Source organism: Nitrospira sp. KM1, from assembly GCF_011405515.1.
Taxonomy (GTDB): domain Bacteria; phylum Nitrospirota; class Nitrospiria; order Nitrospirales; family Nitrospiraceae; genus Nitrospira_C.
The window spans coordinates 2,335,709-2,356,018 of record NZ_AP022671.1 but is presented as its reverse complement, the minus strand read 5'-3'; the positions used below and the strand labels follow the sequence as shown (position 1 = coordinate 2,356,018).

At 54.6% G+C, this 20,310-nt stretch carries 15 protein-coding genes and 1 pseudogene; 12 read left to right on the top strand and 4 right to left on the bottom strand.

Annotated features, from left to right (window positions below):
- Window positions 1-145 precede the first annotated feature (145 nt).
- Window positions 146-358, bottom strand: coding sequence for a hypothetical protein (locus tag W02_RS10850; protein WP_173047556.1), 213 nt, complete (start codon window positions 356-358; stop codon window positions 146-148).
- Window positions 359-1,103: 745 nt separating this feature from the next.
- Between W02_RS10850 and W02_RS10845 the strand changes: the two genes are divergently transcribed.
- The 4 genes from W02_RS10845 (at window position 1,104) to W02_RS10830 (ending at window position 6,432) form a co-directional block, all read left to right on the top strand.
- Complete coding sequence (locus tag W02_RS10845; protein WP_232068731.1) at window positions 1,104-1,622, top strand: thermonuclease family protein; 519 nt, start codon at window positions 1,104-1,106, stop codon at window positions 1,620-1,622.
- A gap of 672 nt (window positions 1,623-2,294) precedes the next feature.
- Window positions 2,295-4,010 (top strand): bifunctional diguanylate cyclase/phosphodiesterase, encoded by a 1,716-nt coding sequence (locus tag W02_RS10840; RefSeq protein ID WP_173047552.1) that lies wholly within the window; start codon window positions 2,295-2,297, stop codon window positions 4,008-4,010.
- A 237-nt stretch (window positions 4,011-4,247) separates the two neighbouring features.
- Complete coding sequence (locus W02_RS10835) at window positions 4,248-5,384, top strand: GGDEF domain-containing protein (protein WP_173047550.1); 1,137 nt, start codon at window positions 4,248-4,250, stop codon at window positions 5,382-5,384.
- A 259-nt stretch (window positions 5,385-5,643) separates the two neighbouring features.
- A complete protein-coding gene (locus W02_RS10830; protein ID WP_173047548.1) occupies window positions 5,644-6,432 on the top strand; it encodes a type 1 glutamine amidotransferase domain-containing protein in 789 nt (262 codons plus the stop codon).
- Window positions 6,433-6,593: 161 nt separating this feature from the next.
- On the opposite strand, the gene W02_RS10825 is transcribed toward W02_RS10830, so the two are convergent.
- From W02_RS10825 to W02_RS10815, 3 genes and pseudogenes are all read right to left on the bottom strand, one after another.
- Window positions 6,594-7,031, bottom strand: a complete 438-nt coding sequence (locus W02_RS10825) for a hypothetical protein (protein WP_173047546.1) — start codon at window positions 7,029-7,031, stop codon at window positions 6,594-6,596.
- Window positions 7,032-7,238: 207 nt separating this feature from the next.
- Window positions 7,239-8,831 carry a secretin N-terminal domain-containing protein gene (locus W02_RS10820; protein ID WP_173047545.1) on the bottom strand — a complete coding sequence of 531 codons (1,593 nt, stop codon included), beginning with the start codon at window positions 8,829-8,831 and terminating at the stop codon, window positions 7,239-7,241.
- Between the two features lie 189 nt (window positions 8,832-9,020).
- Window positions 9,021-9,122: pseudogene (locus W02_RS10815) on the bottom strand (protein adenylyltransferase SelO family protein); the annotation flags it as partial.
- A gap of 85 nt (window positions 9,123-9,207) precedes the next feature.
- On the opposite strand from W02_RS10815, the gene W02_RS10810 reads away from it, so the two are divergent.
- The 8 genes from W02_RS10810 (at window position 9,208) to W02_RS10775 (ending at window position 20,027) form a co-directional block, all read left to right on the top strand.
- Complete coding sequence (locus W02_RS10810) at window positions 9,208-9,408, top strand: hypothetical protein (protein ID WP_173047543.1); 201 nt, start codon at window positions 9,208-9,210, stop codon at window positions 9,406-9,408.
- A 9-nt stretch (window positions 9,409-9,417) separates the two neighbouring features.
- Entirely contained in the window at window positions 9,418-13,347 is a 3,930-nt protein-coding gene (locus W02_RS10805) for a lipopolysaccharide assembly protein LapB (RefSeq protein WP_173047541.1), read from the top strand.
- Window positions 13,348-13,513: 166 nt separating this feature from the next.
- On the top strand, window positions 13,514-14,995 hold the full coding sequence (locus W02_RS10800) for an amidohydrolase family protein (RefSeq protein WP_173047539.1): 1,482 nt from the start codon (window positions 13,514-13,516) through the stop codon (window positions 14,993-14,995).
- 57 nt (window positions 14,996-15,052) lie between these two features.
- Window positions 15,053-15,736, top strand: a complete 684-nt coding sequence (locus W02_RS10795) for a TIGR00266 family protein (protein ID WP_173047537.1) — start codon at window positions 15,053-15,055, stop codon at window positions 15,734-15,736.
- Window positions 15,737-15,906: 170 nt separating this feature from the next.
- Complete coding sequence (locus W02_RS10790) at window positions 15,907-16,920, top strand: M48 family metallopeptidase (RefSeq protein WP_173047536.1); 1,014 nt, start codon at window positions 15,907-15,909, stop codon at window positions 16,918-16,920.
- 32 nt (window positions 16,921-16,952) lie between these two features.
- Window positions 16,953-17,474: a metallophosphoesterase gene (locus tag W02_RS10785; protein WP_173047534.1), complete on the top strand. Its 522-nt coding sequence runs from the start codon at window positions 16,953-16,955 to the stop codon at window positions 17,472-17,474.
- A gap of 75 nt (window positions 17,475-17,549) precedes the next feature.
- Window positions 17,550-18,062 (top strand): DUF3015 domain-containing protein, encoded by a 513-nt coding sequence (locus W02_RS10780; protein WP_173047532.1) that lies wholly within the window; start codon window positions 17,550-17,552, stop codon window positions 18,060-18,062.
- A 57-nt stretch (window positions 18,063-18,119) separates the two neighbouring features.
- A complete protein-coding gene (locus W02_RS10775; protein ID WP_232068517.1) occupies window positions 18,120-20,027 on the top strand; it encodes a DUF4105 domain-containing protein in 1,908 nt (635 codons plus the stop codon).
- The last annotated feature ends 283 nt before the right edge of the window (window positions 20,028-20,310 follow it).

Below are 20,310 nucleotides of genomic sequence, written 5' to 3'. Positions count from 1 at the left end.
CACGAAATCGGAGAGGCTTTTGATGGGGGCCACCCTGAAGGTTGGTAGGCCATCTATCACAGCGAAACACGGACGCTGAAAAAGCCCGAATGGCACACATGCGGGAAAGCATGAGGGCTATTTCCCTGCACCCTGGAAGATGATGTCAAACCTGTTTGTTTCGGCGTTTGCGCTGCCAGGAATCGAGGAAGAGCTGGAAGGTGTCAACGGTGGTTTGAATGGATTCAAACTCAAGTTTGGTGAGATAGCCAGCTTGCTGGATATAGGCCTCCAGTGGTGCACAAGCCCTCATGAAATCGGCTACGAGCCGTTTACGATCGAGATCATCAGAACCGCTCATCCTGTGAGTGTATGACATGTGTCAATCTTAGGAAATGCCAATTTGGCATGGCGCGCTGTCCCCTCGTCTGCCGAGTCAACCTCTTGATCTCATTGGTCTGCCGGCGGGTCGGAAGAATTTGAAATCCGTCATTCACTTCACCGGTTTCTTGATAGCAGCACTGATAAAAGTTGTGTGAGTGAACCCGCACGAGGTCAGACTGGTGAAGACGGTTCGATTCTCGCAGGTCCAATCAATCCAAGCCCACATCGATCGGCACCATGTGCAAAGGCGTGCATCTCAAGATTTGAAGCGTACGTGTGTCTCCTTGATTTCCTAATACTCGCGTGAGGTGACTCAATCAATGCCCACCACGGGGAGGTATAACAGTCACAATTGTTTCATTGCCTCAACGGCACCGGAATTCGCAATGGATCCCAAGAATCTCGATAAGACAGATCGTGCAAGGAGAAATCCCCAACGTGAGAGAGTTCTTGTTGCACTGCAGGAGCTGGCCGACAGAAGCAGAATCCGACGTGCACGGGATTAGCTTTGCGACACGCATCATTGATGGGGATGCCAAGTATAGCGGAGGAGCCGCCGTCATCGTACTACTGCAACAATTTAGCCCGGTTCCATGATCCCGATGACCATGAGACTGTGGGGCACGAGATTGTGAGGGTGGACTATGTCGTCGGGTACCCGTAGCATTGGGAAGCAGGTATGAGATTGTAAGAAGGTCAGGTGAGTTGTGGATTCTATGAGAAGGCGATGCGTGAAGCCTATGATGCACGTCCTATTTGTTCTTGGTGTGCTCCAAACCGCCGCAGTGCATGCTGATTTCTCCGGAGAAGTCGTTGGAGTGCTGGAGGGAGACTTGATAGAGGTTCGTCATCGTCAACAAGCAGAACGCATTAGACTGAACGGTATCGACTGTCCTGAAAAGGGACAGCCTTTTGGCACCGGTGCGAAGCAGGCCGTAATTGCCCTTGTGTTTGGCAAGAAGGTCACGCTCAAGATTCACGGCCTCGATAAGTATGGACGAACCATTGCCGATGTGATTCTCCCAGAAGGCACAAATGTGAGTCGGCAACTTGTCAAAGATGGTTGGTGCTGGTGGTACAGAAAATACGCGCCTCACGATTCGATACTCGAAACGCTGGAGCGAGAGGCGAAAAATGCAAAGATGGGTCTATGGGCAGATGCTGCACCGATCCCACCATGGGACTTCAGGAGGAATCGGAGAGGCCAAGCACCGGAATGGATTGAAATGGATTCCGCGCCCGTCGAGGTTATGCCTTAGCCACACTGACAACCTAGAGAGGAGGCTTCAAGACGGGGCTTTCCATCTCACCGAGATTTCACCCGCGAAACTCACGCCAAGACATCCCCGCAGTATCCCTGAGTTCAACCTGCAGTGCCTAATCAACGCGGAATGGTGGAAAACTCATATCTGAGTCGATGCATCCTGTCTGCCTTGGGTCGCTCCGACGTGACTTTGCCGTGGTTTCACAACTTGTTGAGGGCTCTAGGCAACTTGGTTCAGCGGCTCTCCATTTCAAATTTATCGAATTGCTGGACTCGGACGGGATTGTCGGTAACCATGAGCGGATTCAGGGACCCGTCGACTCCCGGCGAAATGGAGGGACTCCAATGGAACTCTACATTGCAATTGCCTTGATCACGTTCTTCGTGTTTGTCGGGCATCTCGCCCGCCCGACACAAATCACGAAGCAAGTAAGAATTGATCGAGAACAGAGCTAGACACCGCACTTCGTCCCCCACCATTTCTCCTGCTAGCGCGTCGGTCTTGAAACAATCCCCGCGCACGAAAGCGAAGAGCTTCCGTGACCCTTCTTCAATGATTTGTATACCTAGCCGATCACGCGTCGTCTTTCCATTCCATCCACGCGCAAATCATGCAGAAATACTTTGCGTAAGACATGACCTGTGCGACAGTGCTTCAACTGCCGATATGTCCAAGCGACTCAACATCATCCTTCTGGAAGATTCAGCTGCCGATGCTGAGCTGATGCTGGAAGCGCTCCGCGAAGCCGGGTTCGATCCTTGTTGCCGCCGTGTTGATACCAGGGCGGAGTATGTGCGTGAACTGGCACGGGCTCCTGAGATTATCCTCTCGGATTTTTCCATGCCGCAGTTCAGCGGCCGGGAAGCATTGCAAGTGCTGCAGGAGCAGGGATTGGACATCCCGTTTATTATCGTCTCCGGGTGTATCGGTGAAGAAATGGCCGTCGAATGCATGAAGTTGGGGGCCACGGATTATCTTCTCAAAGACCGGCTGGGACGGTTGGGCTATTCGGTGTCTCAAGCGCTGGAGCGGAGGCGTCTTGCTGAAGAGAAACGACAGACTGAACAACGGCTGTTCCTCGAGACATTCAACGATTCCCTGACGGGACTTCCGAATCGTTCGCTCTTTCTCGATCGTCTGGATCGGGTGTTTCGCCAGACTCAGCGCCATCTTGTGCATCCGTTCGCTGTCTTGTATCTCGGTCTGGATGGTATCCGGGTCGTTCAGGACAGCCTTGGGCCGTCTGTGGCCGATCAACTCCTTATCGAAGTGAGCCAGCGGCTGCTTCGACGAGTCAGGACAGCCGATACCGTCGCCCGAATCGAGGGCAGTGATTTTGCGTTTCTCCTGGACAATCTCAAGGTTGGAAACAATGCGACACGAGTAGCGGAGCGGCTTCACCAATCATTGCAAACGCCGATGCGCGTTCTCGACAAGGACATCTTCCTGACAGGCCATATCGGGATAGCCCTGTTTCAAGAGGGCTATGCCAGTGGTGAACAGGTCCTGCGTGACGCCGCCACGGCCATGCATCGGGCGAAAGCGTGCGGGTCGGAAAAGTTCGTGATTTTCGATAAGGTCATGCATGAACAGGCGATGGAGCGCTTACGCCTCGAGGCCGATCTTCGCCAGGCGATTGTCCGAGAAGAATTCCGATTGCACTACCAACCGATCGTCTCGCTCCGTTCCGGTGTCATCACCGGCTTTGAGTCGCTGATTCGCTGGCAGCACCCGGTGCACGGGTTGTGGGCACCCGATCGGTTTCTGGACATGGCGGCAGAGCTGGGTTTGGTGACCCAGCTTGGTTCATGGGGGATTCGAGAGGCGGCGCGCCAACTCGCCGTCTGGCAGAGAACCTTCCCCGACCTTCGTCCGCTGACCATCAGTGTCAATGTGACGGCCCAGCAATTTTCCCAGCCGGATTTTCTTCCGCTGCTTCATGAAGTGCTCAGTCATTCACAGATCGAGGTTTCCAGTCTGAAGATCGAGATCACTGAATCAGACATGATGCAGAATTCCCAGCTGGTTGCTGAGACCCTGAAACAAATGGAAAGTAGGAACATCGAGTCTTGTCTCGATGATTTCGGTACCGGATATTCATCATTGAGCCATCTTCAGCAATTGCCCATTCAATTTCTCAAGATCGATCAGTCGTTTGTGCGCCGACTGGGATCGGATGACGATGCCCTTGCAATCGTCAAGGCTATAGTGGTTCTGGCCCATCAGTTGGGACGCCAGGTCATTGCGGAAGGGATCGAGACTGAGAGGCAATTGACGACCTTGCGTTCTCTGGGATGCGAATTCGGTCAGGGATATTGGTTTGCAAAGCCGCTTTCTCCAGAGGACGCTCAGACCATTCTCAGTTCCAACCGTCAATGGTGAGCCATTCCAATCCACAGTATGAGGCCGAGGCGAGAAACCTCCCTAGAAAGGCGCTCGGTTGCATCGGAGGTATTACCTCTTAGTAGTGCAAATAGCACGTATTTAATTCACCATGCGAGTCCTAATGTTATGATCGTTCGCTAGCACCGCACCAATGCTTGGAGGGCTCCGTCGTACTGGGGTTGCAGCGGTCCCGCCGTGCAGAGACGAACACACCCAAACGAGCGGATCTCATTCGTGAAGGTTCAAATAGATCATAAGACGGACACGTGGGAGGAGCTTTTAAATTTCCTGGTCAAAAGGCCAGGAAGTCCGCGCGTCTATTTGATGCTCCTACAACTGGTGTTGGTCATGGTGTATGCCTTCTATCTCGCGGAATTCTCCTACGGTCCGGCAGATCCAGGAGTCATCGTCAAATCAATGATTATGAGTGCCGCGCTTCTCACCGTCCTGACAGCACCCTCGGTCATGCTCAGTACGCCACAGTTCATCAGTGCTCTGACACTGCTCAATGCTGGAGTACTCATGAGTTCCATTCCGCGGGATCGCTGGACGGATCCCGGGATGGTCTGTGGCACGATGCTGTTGCTTTCGATGATTTCATATGCCAGGTCGACCGTCCATTTTGTGGCTGTCGGTGGAATTCTTCTGGTGAGCTATAGCGTTCTTCTCATAGATCGCATGCATCCGGAGGCTATCTTGCTTGTGCCGGCCCTGCTGTGCATGACATTGGTACTTCTCAACAGAACGGGACGATTCCACGAACAAACCGAACACCCGGTCCGTCCCTCATCCCGTTCGGAGGCCGCACATGACTCGCTGACAGGTCTTCCAAATCGCGCACAGTTCCTCGAGCAGGTCGAGCGGATCATTCAGTATCGCTACGTCAACAAGAATTTCCACTTCGCAATCTTGTTCATCGATCTCGACGGCTTCAAGCCGATCAATGACACATTCGGTCACAAAGCGGGTGACATCGTGTTGCGACAGATCGCAAAAGTTCTGCAAGGATGTGTGCGAAAAGGCGATCTCGTTGGGCGCTACGGGGGAGATGAATTTACCATACTGTTGAACAACATCAAAGAGTCATCCGACACTGTGCGAATCGCCGAGATTCTGCTCTCTAGAATTCAAACTCCCATTGCCGTCGGCGAGACTGTAAGAGTCGGCGCCAGTATCGGTATTGCATTGAGCACCAACCTTCATGAGTGTGCCGAGGATCTCATCCGAGACGCCGACGCGGCCATGTATCGTGCCAAAGCTCGAGGTAAAAATTGTTTTGTGATCAGTGATCAATCGGATCTGTCCAAAGCCGAGGTTAAAGAGCGCTGGAAGCGGATCACCCAATTCAACTGGCTCTTGCGAAACCGGTAAAGCGGATTTGTCGGTAGCATCCAAGGGCTGGGTTTATTCGTACCCCTCCCCCATCGTTCGCATAGACAAATCGTCCGTGTCCGACAGTCTGTCCAGGGATCTGATCAGGCAATTCAAAAAATTCCACCGGTTCGATTCGGACATGATGGTACTTACTTTGCATTGATCTGCTTGCCTGAGTGGAGGGGTACGAGGGCCTGCAACCTCCACTAAACCTATACCGAATCAGGACAGGATCTATATTGAAACGGAGGTTGACTTGGCCGCGACTGGGAAAATTCTCATCATTGTCACCAATACCGATCAATACAAAAAAGTAGGATTACGGACCGGTCTGTGGCTCGGCGAGTTGGTTCATTTCTGGGATATTGCGGAAAAGGCAGGATATCAAATGGACATTGTCAGCCCAGAGGGAGGCAAGGTACCCATCGACCCTGAAAGCTTGATTGTCTCCGAAGTTGCCAACACAGTTGGTATTGGCAGCGATGTCTCTAAGCGATACGAAGATCGTGAGTTCATGGACCTTCTCGATAGAACCAGAAACGTTTCCGACGCGAACGTCCGCGACTATGACGCCATGTATCTGACTGGTGGTCATGGCGTCATGTTTGATTATCCTACAAGCGTGTCGCTCGCAGAATTGACGGGATTGTTTTACGATGCCAACAAGATTGTATCGGCTGTATGCCATGGACCGGCGGGCCTGCTCGAGGTCAGACTCAAAAAGGGAGGTTACTTGATAGCGAATAGGGAGGTGACAGGATTTTCCTGGAAAGAGGAGCAATTGGCCAGACGCGACCATGCGGTTCCCTTCAATCTCGAGGAGGAATTGCAAAGGCGCGGAGCACAATTCAGCAAGGCCTGGATGCCCTTCACTCCCCATGTCGTCGTCAGTGGTCGCCTGATTACAGGTCAAAACCCCGCCAGTGCTGCTGATGTGGCGCGAGCGGTTGTCGAGGCTCTTCAAACTCTCAACCCAATCTCAGTCAGAGTCGAACCGATCCCAGATATGCCTATTCCGACCGTCCCGCATCCCTCAGTGACGTAAGGACAGGTGCTTTCGTTCTCTCGTCGATAGCCCCAGCAAGCCCCGCAATCTCACTCTTACGCACTATGGCGTAATCTCCTCACCGTAGAATCGCGATAATCGTAAATTATCGGTGGCCTTTGAATGGAATGAAGTGGCTTGCGGTAGGGATTGGAGAATTCTCAGGCTGACTTCCGCAAAGGGAAATTGGTGGGGTTGGTCGTCCAGCGATGTTTCCGGCCAGGGACTTTCCGCCCTTCCCCGGATCGACGGAGCGGTTTCAGCGTGACCTGCTTCCTGTGGCATACCGTAAATGGAAGCAAGAGAAATTCCATTGCGATATATCCGATCCCCCATAGCGTCATAATGAAACTGACCAGCTCCCGATCGACCGTTGAGTCAATAGTGACCGCGCAAAGTAGGACGTACAATGCGAAAAAGAGAATAGGAAGGTTTATTATTACGGCGACCAAACCAAACGTTCCGGACGTTTGCCTGAACCCATAGCTCGATTTGAGCCTTGTGTACAATGACCCACTTGCCAGTTGATAAAATCGGTAAAACAGCCCGGCAAATGAGATGACCGCAAGTGCGATGCCGTATGTAGCGGGATCGGTCATGATCGTTTTGGATACAGCATATGCCCAATCTCGCCAGCCGCCTACCCCTACGTCTGTGGAATCAAGGGCAAGAGCGAGAATGCCCGACATTAGGGCAGGTTAGCGATTACGACCATCGGTCTAAGGGATCGACTTTCCCCTTTGGATCGAAACGTAGGCACCCAATTCTCGGTACAGATTGAAACAGGTGAAAGCTGATTACTGCAGTTAGTTGGATGGCAGAGGCATGGGAGGCTCGGTTTGATTGGGAAGCGGACGCGGCTGGGAATTGGGGCGCTCGAGCTTTTCAAAAACCTCCTGCTTGACCCCGGTTGGCTCCTCTATCCGGTTCTGTCTCTGCAAGGTGCTCAGTTCAGCTGCTTTGCGAGCATTGAGTTCGACCATATCGATCTCGTCCCGCACAAGCGTCGGGGTTAGGAATACCAGCAGATTCAGCTTTTCTGTGGCTCGGCTTTGAAATTTAAAGAGCCATCCAAGCCAGGGGATATCACCCAACAGGGGAATCTTCCGTTCGCTGAGGATGACATTGTCGCGGACCAATCCCCCCACGACGAGCGTTTGATGATCCTTCGCAACGGTCGTCGTTTCCATTGAACGCTTGGTGGTTGTGGGGCCTACGGGAACTGATGACGTACCGGTGCCAATCGTCTGTGCCACATTTTCGGCAATGGCCGTAATCTCCTGTTTGATCTCCAGACGGATCAGGTCATCTTCCAACACCTGCGGGGTCAACTCCAGAGTGACTCCCACGTCTTTCCGTTCAATGGTCACCAGGGTACCGCCCGTAATACCCTGAGCTTGACCGGTCGGAAACGGACGATTCTCTCCGACCACGATCTTAGCCTTTTGATTGTCTGCTGCAAGTACCTGAGGTGTTGAGAGGACGTTCGTGTCAGTCAGACTTAGCAGCAACTGCAAGAATGCACGGACATTCACAGTGTTCAATACGGTGGTGGCTCCCCCAGTGGCAGAACCGGCGGCGATGCCGCTGATCGTCTGCGCGACCGTGGCAAGATTCTCGGGAGCTGTGTTGAATCCCGCGATCCCCTGAACGGAACCGCTTTTTCCGACCCCGATGACTTGCAAGGGATCACTGCCGATCTGTCGGAGCCTGTCCACTTGAACCTCAAGGATCACCGCTTCGACGAAGACTTGCTTTCTCCGGCTATCAAGGTCACGGATCACGGAATGCAGCCTGCTGTAGGCCAATTTTGTGGAGCTGATGATAACCGAGTTGGTGGCCTTATCGGCAAAAACCTGAACAGGAGCCTCGAATTCCGTCAACGGTCTCATCGGAGGACGCACACCGGGAGCGGTCTGTGCCACGGTTTGTGAACGAGCCACAAGATTCGTCAGGACTGCGGCAAGGTCGGTCGCATTGGCATGTTTCAGTTTGTAGACGAAGACCCCGCGTTCGGGCGGGAGTTCGCCCATGGGAACAATCTGGTACACAGGCCCTTTGGGTATGACTGCCAACCGGCTGACTTCCAGAGCCGAGACAAATAGGCTGTAGGCCTGTTCAGGAGTTACCTTGGAGGGAGAGAACACGGAGATTTTTCCCCCCGCCTTCTTGACGTTGTCATCAAGGACGAAATTCTTCCCGGTCAATTCGCTGATAAATCGAACGAAGACTGGAAGCTCAACCTCATTAAAGTCCAGACTGACGCGACCAGTGCTATTGCCGTTGGACTGCGCATGACTATTGAGCGTAGGAAACAAGATTGTCGCAAGCGTCAACACCGAGAATGCAAGGCGCAGAGCCAGACCCCTATACAGATGTTTAATTCGAAAGATTTCCATATGGCGGACGTGCGACAGGCGGAGAGAGGCGGTAATCCTCCAAACCACTTCAAGACAAAAGGTCTAAGGGGTGAATGAACCGTACCATACGGATTCCTGTGAAACAACCTTACCGTGCATTAGAACATGGTCTGCGGATGCCGACGAACGATGACAATTGCTTCGAGATATTCATTCGTGTCCATTTAGATCGGTATTGAGGACCCCATGGGCCCGGCCGACCGCCTGCCATCGCGCGATGAGTTTCGCGGTGCGTTCGATGACTTCGTGAAAAAAGCGCGCATAAGGGGACCGTATCCCCACCATTCAGATTTGGCCGAGAGGGTCACATTTGGCCGAGAAGGACAAAGTCGAATGATCTGTCCATTTTTGGAGCATGAATCACTGCGACATCACTGGATCAACCAATAACCACTGGATATCAAAGGGAGATATCAATGCAGAGATGGGCAATTATGGCACCGTGATTGCACATGCCACGCTAAACCAATCCCCACAGAACCGCGCGCTGTTTACTCAAATCGAACGGCTCTATCGAGCCGGACTGCGTCACTCTGTTCAGGGGGTCATCTGCTAAGGTTATAGCGTGCGGACTGACAAAAAAACATCACATAAGCAGGAGAAAAAAGGGTCCTCCCGGGGACACAAGCAGGGCGTCGTCGGATACAGCCGCAAGAGTGCTCTTCTCGAAGAAGCCATCACCCACATGAATAACGGTAAGTATGGACGGTCTTCGGCCGCGTTAAAAGAACTCCTGTCTCTTGATCCACAGAATACTGAAGCCCGTCGTCTATTCGCCACCTTGCATCTTCGTCTGGGAAGCCTCGTAACGGCCAGGGAGGCCTTCGAATCGTTAGCCAACGAGGCGATAGGACGGCAAGACTATTGGCTTGCAGAGTCGCTTCTAAGGGAATATCTGGCGGCCGGACCACGATGCATACCCTTTCTCGAACAACTGGCCCATGTGTATCAGGAAAAAGGCGATGAGATGGCGGCGGTTACCGAACTGGGCAAAGCCATAGAAATCCTGTTGGAAGATCCGGACCCCGACAATCCTCAAAAGTCCGCTCAGCTGTATAAAAAAGTCAGAGCGCTGGCACCGGCAAGTCCGGTTGCCTTTCAATTTTCATCGTCATTTGACGTGCAGACAGGTGAATTTCGCGTTGCCCGTCCACATGATGGTGAAGAGCAGGCCGTAAGTCCCCCATCAGATCCCACACCAGCCGCCGAACCTCCGGCTGAACTGATGCCTTGGGAACGGCCGGATGAGGAGCTTTCGTCAGAGCCCCGCTCACCCTCTAAACTCTTCTCGTCTCAAGAGCCGGAACTGACGCCCCACCCTCTCCCTGTGTCGGATGACCTTTCTCTCCCGGACAGTCCATTGCCGAGCCTGCACTCCGCTGATTCAGTCGAGTCATCGCTTAAAGACTCGCCGGAGGCAACCAGCGCCTCTTCCCACGAGGCTCTTTCATCGCTCGATTGTACTCAACCGCTCGAAATCCAGGCACCCGAGCAGGAGTCCGTTCCCGCGGAACCGCTCTTATCTGTCCGCGCGGCAGAAGAGCCCGAACACGAGATCGCCTTGCATGAGTCGACCGCGTCAACGGCTACAGAGCCCGAATCCATTCTGGCTCGGATGCCATGGGAACACGTCGCCGACGCCGCCCTTCAGATTGTCGAAAGAGAAATGCCGGTCGAATCTGTCACCGATCAGCCGGGGGCGGAGACGTTCGGTTTAGAGGTTCCTGAGACGACGTCAGTTGGAGTCGAGGCCGCGGCTGTCCTCTCACAGCCTGAGCCAGGTCTCCTGCCGAGCCCTCCTGATGTGCCCCTCTCGGAGCCGACCGCACCGACCGCTCCTGATGCCTCTAGAGCAGCCCAGCCACCCGTTGCCTCACCGGTTCATCCTTCCTCATTTTCATGGACCGCCATTTTCGATACCGCCTGGAAGATCGCCATCGGGACCGAAACTCCCGCACCGGTGGTTACTGACAACGAAAAGGGGCAGTCAAGTGACTCTCAAGGCGAGTCCACCCAACTCGAAGCAAATACCGGAAGTGTATCGGCGGAGATCGAGCAAACTATTCAGACTTTTCCATCAAGCCTGCAAGACATTCCGGACATCACTCCGAACACTAATGGCCAATACGTTGATCCTCAACCGGGAGACGTGGTTTCAACCGAGACAAGCGTTCCCACTTCCAACGAGAACGCGGTGCAAGATGTCGGACATGAGTCGTTTCGTATCGCCGAACCGCAGACCAAAGAAGAAAGGGCGGTCATCCAAGAGCCCGTCATCCAGAATTCCACTGCCATAGGCGAGCACAGCGAGTTTTCGTACGTTTCCTATCCTCCTGCCGATACATTATCTCCCGTATCTCCCGTCCCGCCAGTGGCGGAACAGATTGTCTCTGTTCCACCTGAAGACCGTGACTTCATTGAAGAGAAAGTCAACGATCAACCGGCTGACGTTCAGATTTCCCGCGACAGTCAGCCGGTAGAGGAGGATCAAGGCGAGACCATCGCACCGGTTGCCGAGGCCGTACCGGCTCCGAATATTTCTTCATCAGACATCCCAGCCCTGCGCACCGACATCGGTGCATCGCTCCAACCTTCTCCGGATACAACCTTCGAAGCGACGTCGACAAATAGTCTGTCGCCGTGGAATACGGGAGAGGTGTCGGTTCAGTTACACCGGCCTTCGGCCAAAAAGAACAAATGGGACAAGGAACAGCCGCCCATTGATGAAACGCCCGCCGCCACACCATCCGAATTAGGTCACCACGACGAATCGGTTTCTGACGAACCATTGATTGCCGATGAACTCCTTTCCGAACCTCCAATCGATACCAGGCCTGAGTGGGCTCAGGCTGTTGATGCTATTCAGCTCAGGCAGTCCGAGGCAGTCAACCCGTCGTCTCTAGAAGCAGTCTCTCCGGAAGCGAAAGACGATCATGTAGCCCTTCCCTCATCACGAGTCGCCTCTGCGGTCGATGTCTTGTTCAACCAGACGGCACGCATGGACGATGGGCCGACACATGATCGAATGACGTACGCCAAGCCGAGGTCTAGAACAGCCATACGTCTTGCCAGGCTTCGGATTGCATTGCAGTCGCTGGTCGTATCCTGTTTCTCCACGACTCGAGCGTTCGTCCTCCTCTGCGTCAGCATCGTCACGCTCTGCCTATTCATGGCCGCCCTCGGGATCGGAACGATCGCGCTCGTTTGGATTGCAATGGAGGAATCGCCTTCACCTCGATACCAGTCCATGACGGCCTCTCCACAACGTGTTGTCACCGATCAGGCAAAAAACGGGTATCTGTTGCTTCTCGGGCTGGATTCACCGCCGGGACAGGATCCGATTCAGGCCGGGTACGAACGCAAGCCTACGGAGCAGGATAGTTCGCTGGCGCTGTCCTGTCTCCATGAGGCCGACATCGCAGGGACGCCGAATGGAGGTAGTGCTCCGGCGAATGCCGTCAATGCATGGTTCAGGAGTGCGGATCCTTTGGCCCGGCTCAAAGGACAAGCCGAGACAATCAAACCGCTCGTCTCAAAGGAATCATCTGTTCTGTCCCGATATCAGCAATGGCTCGGCATGCCATTCGATGATTGGGGTTACGGAACTCTTGCCAGCCCGGATTGCAGCCGCGTTCTTCTGATTCACAGATTGTTTGTTCTGGAAGGATTCAATCAAGACGGCGCGGCTGGCATTGGACGGCTGGAAAAAGATATGGAGGCGTGGCGGGGGGCTCTGAGTCAATCAAGGACCCTCATGGTGAAAATGATGGCGGCCGCCGCTATTCATGACGATACCGCTCTGGTGTCTAGTCTGTTGACGCGTCCCGACCTCGATGGTCCCTCGCTGGCTCGGCTTTCGAAGCTTGTTCGACCACTCGATCAAGCCGAGCTGTCTGTCAAATGGCCGATGCAAAGCCATCTCATATGGGCGATGCGAAACGTTTCGGGAGAACTGAAGAAGGACCGCGGAGAAGAGCGCCTTCTGTATGGAACCCTTGCTGCGGCCTTGCCGCTTCCCGTTCAGCGTCGAGCAAACGCCTATGCCGAATATTACGATGCAGCAAACAAGGCCGTGGCGGAAGGTCGATATGTAAGCCTGCCGAAATCCTCCGCCTTCGTCCGGAATCCCGCGAGCGGCGTCATGGACTATCTGAGCAATCCCGTTGAACTGCTAGCCGGACTCGAGCCGGTTCCGTCATGGGATCCGTATGTCGGGAAAATGGTAGAAACCGATGCACAACTGCGGCTGGCCAGCCTTCAGGCTTGGGTGCGTCGCGGTCCACAGGACGCAGATTTTCTCGCCCGTCTCGCGAAGGCTGGTCAGGCGTACTATGATCCATTTACAGGCCTACCAATGTTGGTGAATCAACAGAAGCGGCTCCTCTACAGCGTGGGTCGTGATGGCAAAGATCAGGAGGGTGATCCTCGATACGATGTTGCGGTATCGATCCCGTCAATGGTGGATCGCGCGGAAAGCAAGCGCACTTCCAAGTAGGGCAGTCGCCCAAAACTCCGTCTTTACCCCGCAGGCACTCGTCGCACCTGTCTCTCCTTCGCTGTACACGGAATGCTATTGAAAGAACGTCTCCCGTCGCTATTGACAGTCGGTCTGCAATTTCCACACAATCGACACCCTGCCTTATAGAGAGGATGCAATCCACATGCAGCACGATGATTTCAAAGGTCGGTCCCCTCGCTTCCGGCGAGGGCACGTATCGGTAGGGCCGATTCCCACACGCCACGTGTCCAACGAGGAATTCGTTCCGCTTCCTCAAACGAAGGAACAAGAAACCGTCGAGCATCTCATCGAGGCGATGAGTCTTCGCGCCTCGACACGTGCGGGCATGACCCGTCGGAGTTTCTTGAAGACCTCCGGTGGAATGGCGGCCGCGCTGATCGCCATGAATACGGTATTCGGTCGGTTCTTCAACGTGCTCAATGAAGAACTCTACGAATCGGATGCATTTGCCGCCCAACAAGGCTCCTCTCGATTCATCTTCGATGTCCAGACGCATTACGTCAGTTCCAGATTCGGACAAACCGATCCGGATAAGGGGAGGAAGGGTGCTGTCACCAGAGAGGCCTTGATCGGCTTGCGACGGCGCGCGCGTGAAACGGGCTTAAATCCTCTCTTGCGCAACGATCGCGATACCATCGACGATCTATCCTGGCAGAACTTCGTGAAGGAAATTTTTCTGGACAGCGAGACGTCGATCGGCTTGATCAGTACGCCGCCTGGTCCCTATCCGCAGGAAGCCGTGGTTCCTCCGAAAGAGATGGCCCATATCCGTGACGAGATCAATCGATTGGCTGGATCGCAACGGATGCTGGCTCACGGATTGGTGACGCCGCAATTGGGGAAGGCCGATTTGGAATTCATGGCCATGCAGGCCGAGACGCTCAAGGTCGACGCCTGGAAGGGCTATACCGGTTCCTGTCCCAAAGGGTTTGACCGCGGGTGGTGGATGGACGACGAGAAGTTGGCGTATCCGATGTTGGAGCAGGCGAAGAAACTCAACGTTACGAAAGTGTGTATTCACAAGGGTCTTCCACTCGGTCCCGTCGAGGACTATAACCACCCCAAGGATCTCATCAAAGCGGCCAAGGACTTCCCCGATATCGATTTCCTGGTCTACCATTCGGGATTCAAGGGCGCAGGTTCAATTGAGCAGGTATGGACGACCACGGGAGAGATCCCATGGACGACTGAATTCTGCAAGATGAAGCGTGCGCATCCGGAGATCCGGAATATCTATATGGAACTGGGATCGACGTTCGCGCAATTGGTGACTGTTCATCCATTGGTGTGTGCACATCTCCTCGGACAGATCATCGATTCGTTTGGCACCGACCATGTGCTCTGGGGAACGGATTCGATTTGGTCCGGAACCCCGCAGTGGCAAATTGAGGCATTCAGGCGATTCACGATGCCGGATCACGTCATTGAGAAGCACGGATACCAGCCGCTGACGGACGAGGTGAAGGCTAAGGTGTTCGGGCTGAATGCGGCGCGAGTCTTCGGCATTGACGTTTCGGCTGTGCGCCAAGCCGTTCCCCAGGACTATGTTGGTCGTATGCGGATGAGCTATCTCCAAGAGGGACCGGAACCCAGTCACCGATTGTACGGATGGGTTTCCCCGTGACCCTCCCGCATAATCGAACGGCAATACTGGCCGCAAGATGTAGCATGGAGAAACAGGATGAAAAGTGAAATCCTCTATCCCGGCGCATTTCCGATGGTGCGGGTCGATCTTGCAGCCGGAGAAAATATCAAGGCCGAGTCGGGCGCGATGGTCGCGTCGTCACCCACGATTGATATCGAAAGCAAGATGGAAGGCGGGTTTTTGGGAGCATTGTCGCGAAAGCTGCTGACGGGAGAAAAGTTTTTCTTTCAAACGTTGAAGGCGAATCGCGGGCCTGGAGAAGTGCTCCTGGCGCCGACCGTTCCCGGAGAGATTGTCGTGTTGGAACTCGATGGACTCAACGAATATATGGTCCAGAAAGATGGATTTCTTGCAGGAGCCGAGTCGATCAAAATCGAGAGCCAGATGCAAAGCCTCAGCCGCGGTCTATTAGGCGGTGAAGGGTTTTTCATTTTGAAAATCAGCGGCAAGGGTGCACTGATCTTGAACAGCTTCGGCGCGATTCACAAGATCGAACTCCGGCCGGACCAGGAGTACATCGTCGACAACAGTCATCTGGTCGCCTGGTCATCGACGACGTCCTATCACATCGAACGTGCTACCTCAGGCTGGGTTGCCAGCTTTACCTCCGGTGAGGGTTTTGTCTGCCGGTTCCGTGGACCAGGAGTCGTCTTCATTCAGAGTCGAAACCCGGGAAGCTTCGGTGCTTGGATAAGACAATTTCTGCCTGTATCGGAATAGTGCCTGGCCAAACTGCGCAAGCTTGAGCGGAAGGCCGCTCCTCTCATCGGTATATACTCCGTACTCTGATGAGTCATCCCGAGCCCAACGCATTGTGTTTCAGCAAGGATTTTCCCGCTACCGGGGCTCCCTGTTTTGTCTCGGTCTCATCTTCGGGGATGACCGTCTCCATGTTCACCTCATCGGTTCAGCCCTGGACGACAACCGTGCCGTTTTCGGAACTCTCGGTATCCGCCGGGGGATTGCACCACGATCAGCTGGTTGTTAAATGGGTGGAGGCGGGGGAGGACCGGCAGGTATTTCTTCGCGATCCCATCCTCATCACCGCGTTCCGACAATCTGCACCTTCGGACCTGACCAGAGAACTCGAGCTGACTGCAACGGCGGTCCGGAACATGCGGAAGCGACAGCGCATGATATGGGCCGTCACGGCTGGAATTATCGGAGCGATTGCCTTGCTTCTCTGGTTCGGATCCGATCTGCTCGTGGAAGCGGCCGTCGACCGGATACCGGTCGACTGGGAGCACAAGCTCGGGGACACAGCCTATCGCGACTTTCTGGCCCAACACACCGTTGTCAAAGACGGACATGCCGTGGCGGCCGTCACGGAGATTGCCAAACGTCTCACAGAACAGATTCCCCACAGTCCCTACAAATTCGAAGTCACGGTGGTCAAAAGCGATGTCGTGAACGCCTTTGCCCTTCCCGGCGGATACATCGTGGTATTTACCGGCCTCCTGTCCAAAGCTGAAAGCGGTGAGGAGGTCGCGGGAGTTCTCGGCCATGAAATCAATCACGTGTTGCTTCGACACGGGCTGAATCGCATCGTCAAACAACTCGGTGTGGTTGCGGCCACGATTGTCATGGGAGATCAACAGGGCCTGGCCGGGCTGATGAAACAGCTCGGGGTCGAACTGTTTACGCTCAAATTCGGTCGCGCCCAGGAAACCGAAGCCGATGTCGCAGGCCTTCGGTTGCTGCATCGGGCTCGGATCGATCCGAACGGTATGATTCGGTTTTTCGAACGTCTCGCGGAACAGGAAAAGGGACGTGTTGAAATTCTTTCGACCCATCCGATGAGCGACGGCAGAGCCGCCCGGTTGAAGGCTGAAACGGCCGCGCTTCCCCGGCAGGCATCTGACCCGTTCTCGTTTGACTGGAAAGCCGTGCAGGCATCGCCATAGTATTCAACAGCGCGTGACCGAGAAAGAGAGATATGCCCTACCGCATCGGACTCATTGCCGATACGCACGGATTCTTCGATCCCTCAGTCCGGCGACATTTCAATGGAGTAGACCGGATCATCCATGCCGGCGACATCGGTGATCCGGCTGTCATCGAACAGCTGCAAGAGATCGCGCCGGTTGTGATGGTTTCCGGCAATGTGGACGGATATCGGAAGAGCGGCATTGCGATGGAAGCGATTCTGCGCGTCGGGAGAAAGCGAATCGCTGTTCGCCATGTCGTCTATGAAAGTGGAACGCTGACAAGAGATGGGCTGGATTTTCTGACCCGCACCGGACCTGACATCTGTATATTTGGCCACACACACCGGCCGACTATCCATCGTCTTGAAGGGACATTGATGATCAATCCGGGGTCGGCCGGACCCAAACGATTTTCGCTTCCTCGAAAGATCGGCATTCTTACCATAGATGGAACAAGGGCAAGATATCGATCGATCCGGCTTCCAGAGCGTCCGTCCAGAAATCGGGCCAAAGCGAAAAGATTGCCCTAGTTTATCGTTCGCATTCGGCTATAATTCGTTCTTAGTCATCGGACACCTCGGGCATCAACCATCAGAGGAGGAAGTATGAGGCGCAAATTGCTCATATTGTCGGCGGCAGCGCTCTTGATCGGGGCGCAGGCGGGCGTTGTGTTTGCGGCCAACCCGGACACAGGACCCGGCTGTGGGCTCGGCAAGCTGGCGTTCGCGGATTTCAAACACCAAAAAAATATTGCACCGCAGGTCCTCATGGCAACGACGAACGGGACGTTCGGCAGCGGGACCTTCGGCATCAGCTCCGGTACGTCCGGGTGCACAAACGACGGTCAAGTGTGGGCCGACAGTCAAACGACGATGTTTGCGTTGCTCAATTTCGAAAATCTCACCCAAGAAATGGCGCAAGGTGGTGGAGAACACCTCGCGTCACTTGCGACCCTGATGGACGTTCCGGCTGAACAGCATCCTGCTTTCTTTGCCATGGCTCAGGAGCGATATCTGTATCTGGTTCAAGCAGGAGAAACTTCTTCATCGGCACTCGTCAAATCATTGAATGACGCCATAGCGAAGAGTCCCGTTCTTGCTCAAGCCTCTCTCCGCTAGTCATCGCCGGGGGCTTCGGCTCGCGCCGGAGCCCCGTCGATTCCGGCTACTCCTCCCGTGAACATCCTCGTTCTCATTGCGCTGCTGATGCTTCTCGCTATAGGGTCCGTCCGGGCCGAAGAGATCTCCGGGACTTCGTATGCTGACGAACTGATTCACGCCGCGAAGCTCAATCGGCTGGCCGAATCTCGCGAATGGCATCTGTTGCTTCACTATCGGAGGAACTGGTTCGGCGGGTTTACGAGTGAACAGGACGACCCCGGATTTTTCATGTCTCCGGAGGGGAAAACGAATCCGGACGCCGAACTCGAAGCGACGATCAGACAGTTGTTCTTATCCGAGGATGTCGGACGGTCTCGACAACCTGCGCAGTGCGCCTTCGTCGCGCGGTATCGATGGCTCAAGACCACCCTGGCCATCGATGACGAACGTCTCAAGCCGATGACCTGCCCACGGTTTGAACGCTGGCTGACGGAATTCCATGCGGAATCCATTTCGCTCATTTTCCCGTCCGCGTTTATGAACAATCCGGCCTCGATGTTCGGGCACACGTTTCTTCGCGTTGATCAAAAGGGCCAGACCGAGCAGACAAGAATTCTTGCCTACACCATCAATTATGCGGCGGACGTCGCGTCCGACGCCGGCCTCGAGTACGCGATACTCGGCATCTTCGGCGGATACAACGGCTACTTTTCCACCATTCCCTATTATCTAAAGGTCCAGGAATATCGCGACATCGAGAATCGGGATATCTGGGAATATCGCCTGAACCTGACGGAGCAACAGGTCACCCGGTTACTCATGCACGCATGGGAGCTTGGTAATGCGTCATTCGACTATTTCTTTTTCAAAGAGAATTGTTCGTACCAGCTGCTAGGATTGTTGGAATACGCTGATCCGTCCCTGCATCTGACGGACCAATTCCTCTTCTGGACCGTTCCCGCCGATACCGTTCGTCTCATCGCGGACCAGCCGGGCTTGATTGGTCACGTGGCCTACCGGCCGTCCCGCAGCAATGTCATCCGCCGGAAGCGAGAATCACTGACGGCAAGCGAGCGGGCGCTCGCTCAGCGTCTCGCCGTGGACGAGGCGGCATTGACGCTTCCGGCCTTTATCGAACTAGCCAAACCCAAGCAGGCGTTTCTGCTGGACCTCGCATCCGATTATCTTCGATATCGAATTGATACGGCCGATCCCTCCCCCCAGGACCTTAGAGACAGGAACAAATCGGTCTTAACAGCACGGAGCCAGCTCCGCATCCCATCACCGGAGTTTCCAGTGAAGCCGTTCGCCGACCAGCCTGAGTTGGGACACAACACCTCACGTGCCAGTCTTGGCGGAGGATGGCGCAACGACGATACCTTCGAAGAGTTGTCCGTACGGGCGGGGTATCACGATCTTCTGGATCCGGAACCCGGATATACCCCCAACGCGCAGATCGAGCTCGCCTCCTTCACAGTGCGGCATTACAACCGTGCGGACCAAACCAGACTCGAACGCTTCACGCTGGCCAATGTCCTGTCGCTGTCTCCGGTCGACTCGGTATTTCACGTCCCGTCCTGGAAGATCAATCTTGGTATGCAGACGATCAAACACAATACGTGTCAACTTTGCAGCAACGCCGTGGCGAGCGGGGGAGTCGGTGGCGCGCTCGAATCGCACTGGTTCCGGAAGGAGGTGTGGTTTGCGTTTGCCGAAGCCGAAGCCAATTACAGCCGTGCATACGAAGAACGCCATCGGGTGGGAGGCGGTGCGAGCATCGGAAATCTGGTGGACCTGTCGGAGCAGTGGAGATTCATGGTATCAGGCACCTATCTCAAGTATGCGTTAGGAGAACATTCGGACGACATTCGATGGTTCGTCGGGTCTCGATATACCTTGGCCCGCAATTGGGCGCTCAGGCTGGAGTACAACCATCGTGATCGCGACAACGATGTGCTGTTCTCGGTGCAGGCTTTTTTTTGATCCGGCCGCTCATGTCCACGTCCCTCTGTCAGGACCTGTTTGAATATCTCCTATGATTGTTAATAAATATGGGGATGTCAGGGCGGAGGTACGGTTGGCGAAGGATCGCCAGAAGGCCCTCCGATGTTGCGTTGCAGTCCTGGATCCAACCAACAACGCGGGTGCCGGACCGTGGCCATGCGGCAAGGACCTCGCCCGGGCCATTTCCGGCCGCTGCCGGACATTCGGCAGATCACAAAAAATGGTGGCGTGACGGATTCTCGTTGCAGAGCATGAGGGACTG

Excerpts from the sequence above, each read along its gene's own strand:
- W02_RS10850 (WP_173047556.1), bottom strand. The coding sequence starts at position 358 with ATGTCATACACTCACAGGATGAGCGGTTCTGATGATCTCGATCGTAAA.
- W02_RS10845 (WP_232068731.1), top strand. The coding sequence starts at position 1,104 with ATGATGCACGTCCTATTTGTTCTTGGTGTGCTCCAAACCGCCGCAGTG.
- W02_RS10840 (WP_173047552.1), top strand. The coding sequence starts at position 2,295 with ATGTCCAAGCGACTCAACATCATCCTTCTGGAAGATTCAGCTGCCGAT.
- W02_RS10825 (WP_173047546.1), bottom strand. The coding sequence starts at position 7,031 with ATGACCGATCCCGCTACATACGGCATCGCACTTGCGGTCATCTCATTT.
- W02_RS10820 (WP_173047545.1), bottom strand. The coding sequence starts at position 8,831 with ATGGAAATCTTTCGAATTAAACATCTGTATAGGGGTCTGGCTCTGCGC.
- W02_RS10810 (WP_173047543.1), top strand. The coding sequence starts at position 9,208 with ATGAATCACTGCGACATCACTGGATCAACCAATAACCACTGGATATCA.
- W02_RS10800 (WP_173047539.1), top strand. The coding sequence starts at position 13,514 with ATGCAGCACGATGATTTCAAAGGTCGGTCCCCTCGCTTCCGGCGAGGG.
- W02_RS10795 (WP_173047537.1), top strand. The coding sequence starts at position 15,053 with ATGAAAAGTGAAATCCTCTATCCCGGCGCATTTCCGATGGTGCGGGTC.
- W02_RS10790 (WP_173047536.1), top strand. The coding sequence starts at position 15,907 with ATGTTCACCTCATCGGTTCAGCCCTGGACGACAACCGTGCCGTTTTCG.
- W02_RS10785 (WP_173047534.1), top strand. The coding sequence starts at position 16,953 with ATGCCCTACCGCATCGGACTCATTGCCGATACGCACGGATTCTTCGAT.
- W02_RS10780 (WP_173047532.1), top strand. The coding sequence starts at position 17,550 with ATGAGGCGCAAATTGCTCATATTGTCGGCGGCAGCGCTCTTGATCGGG.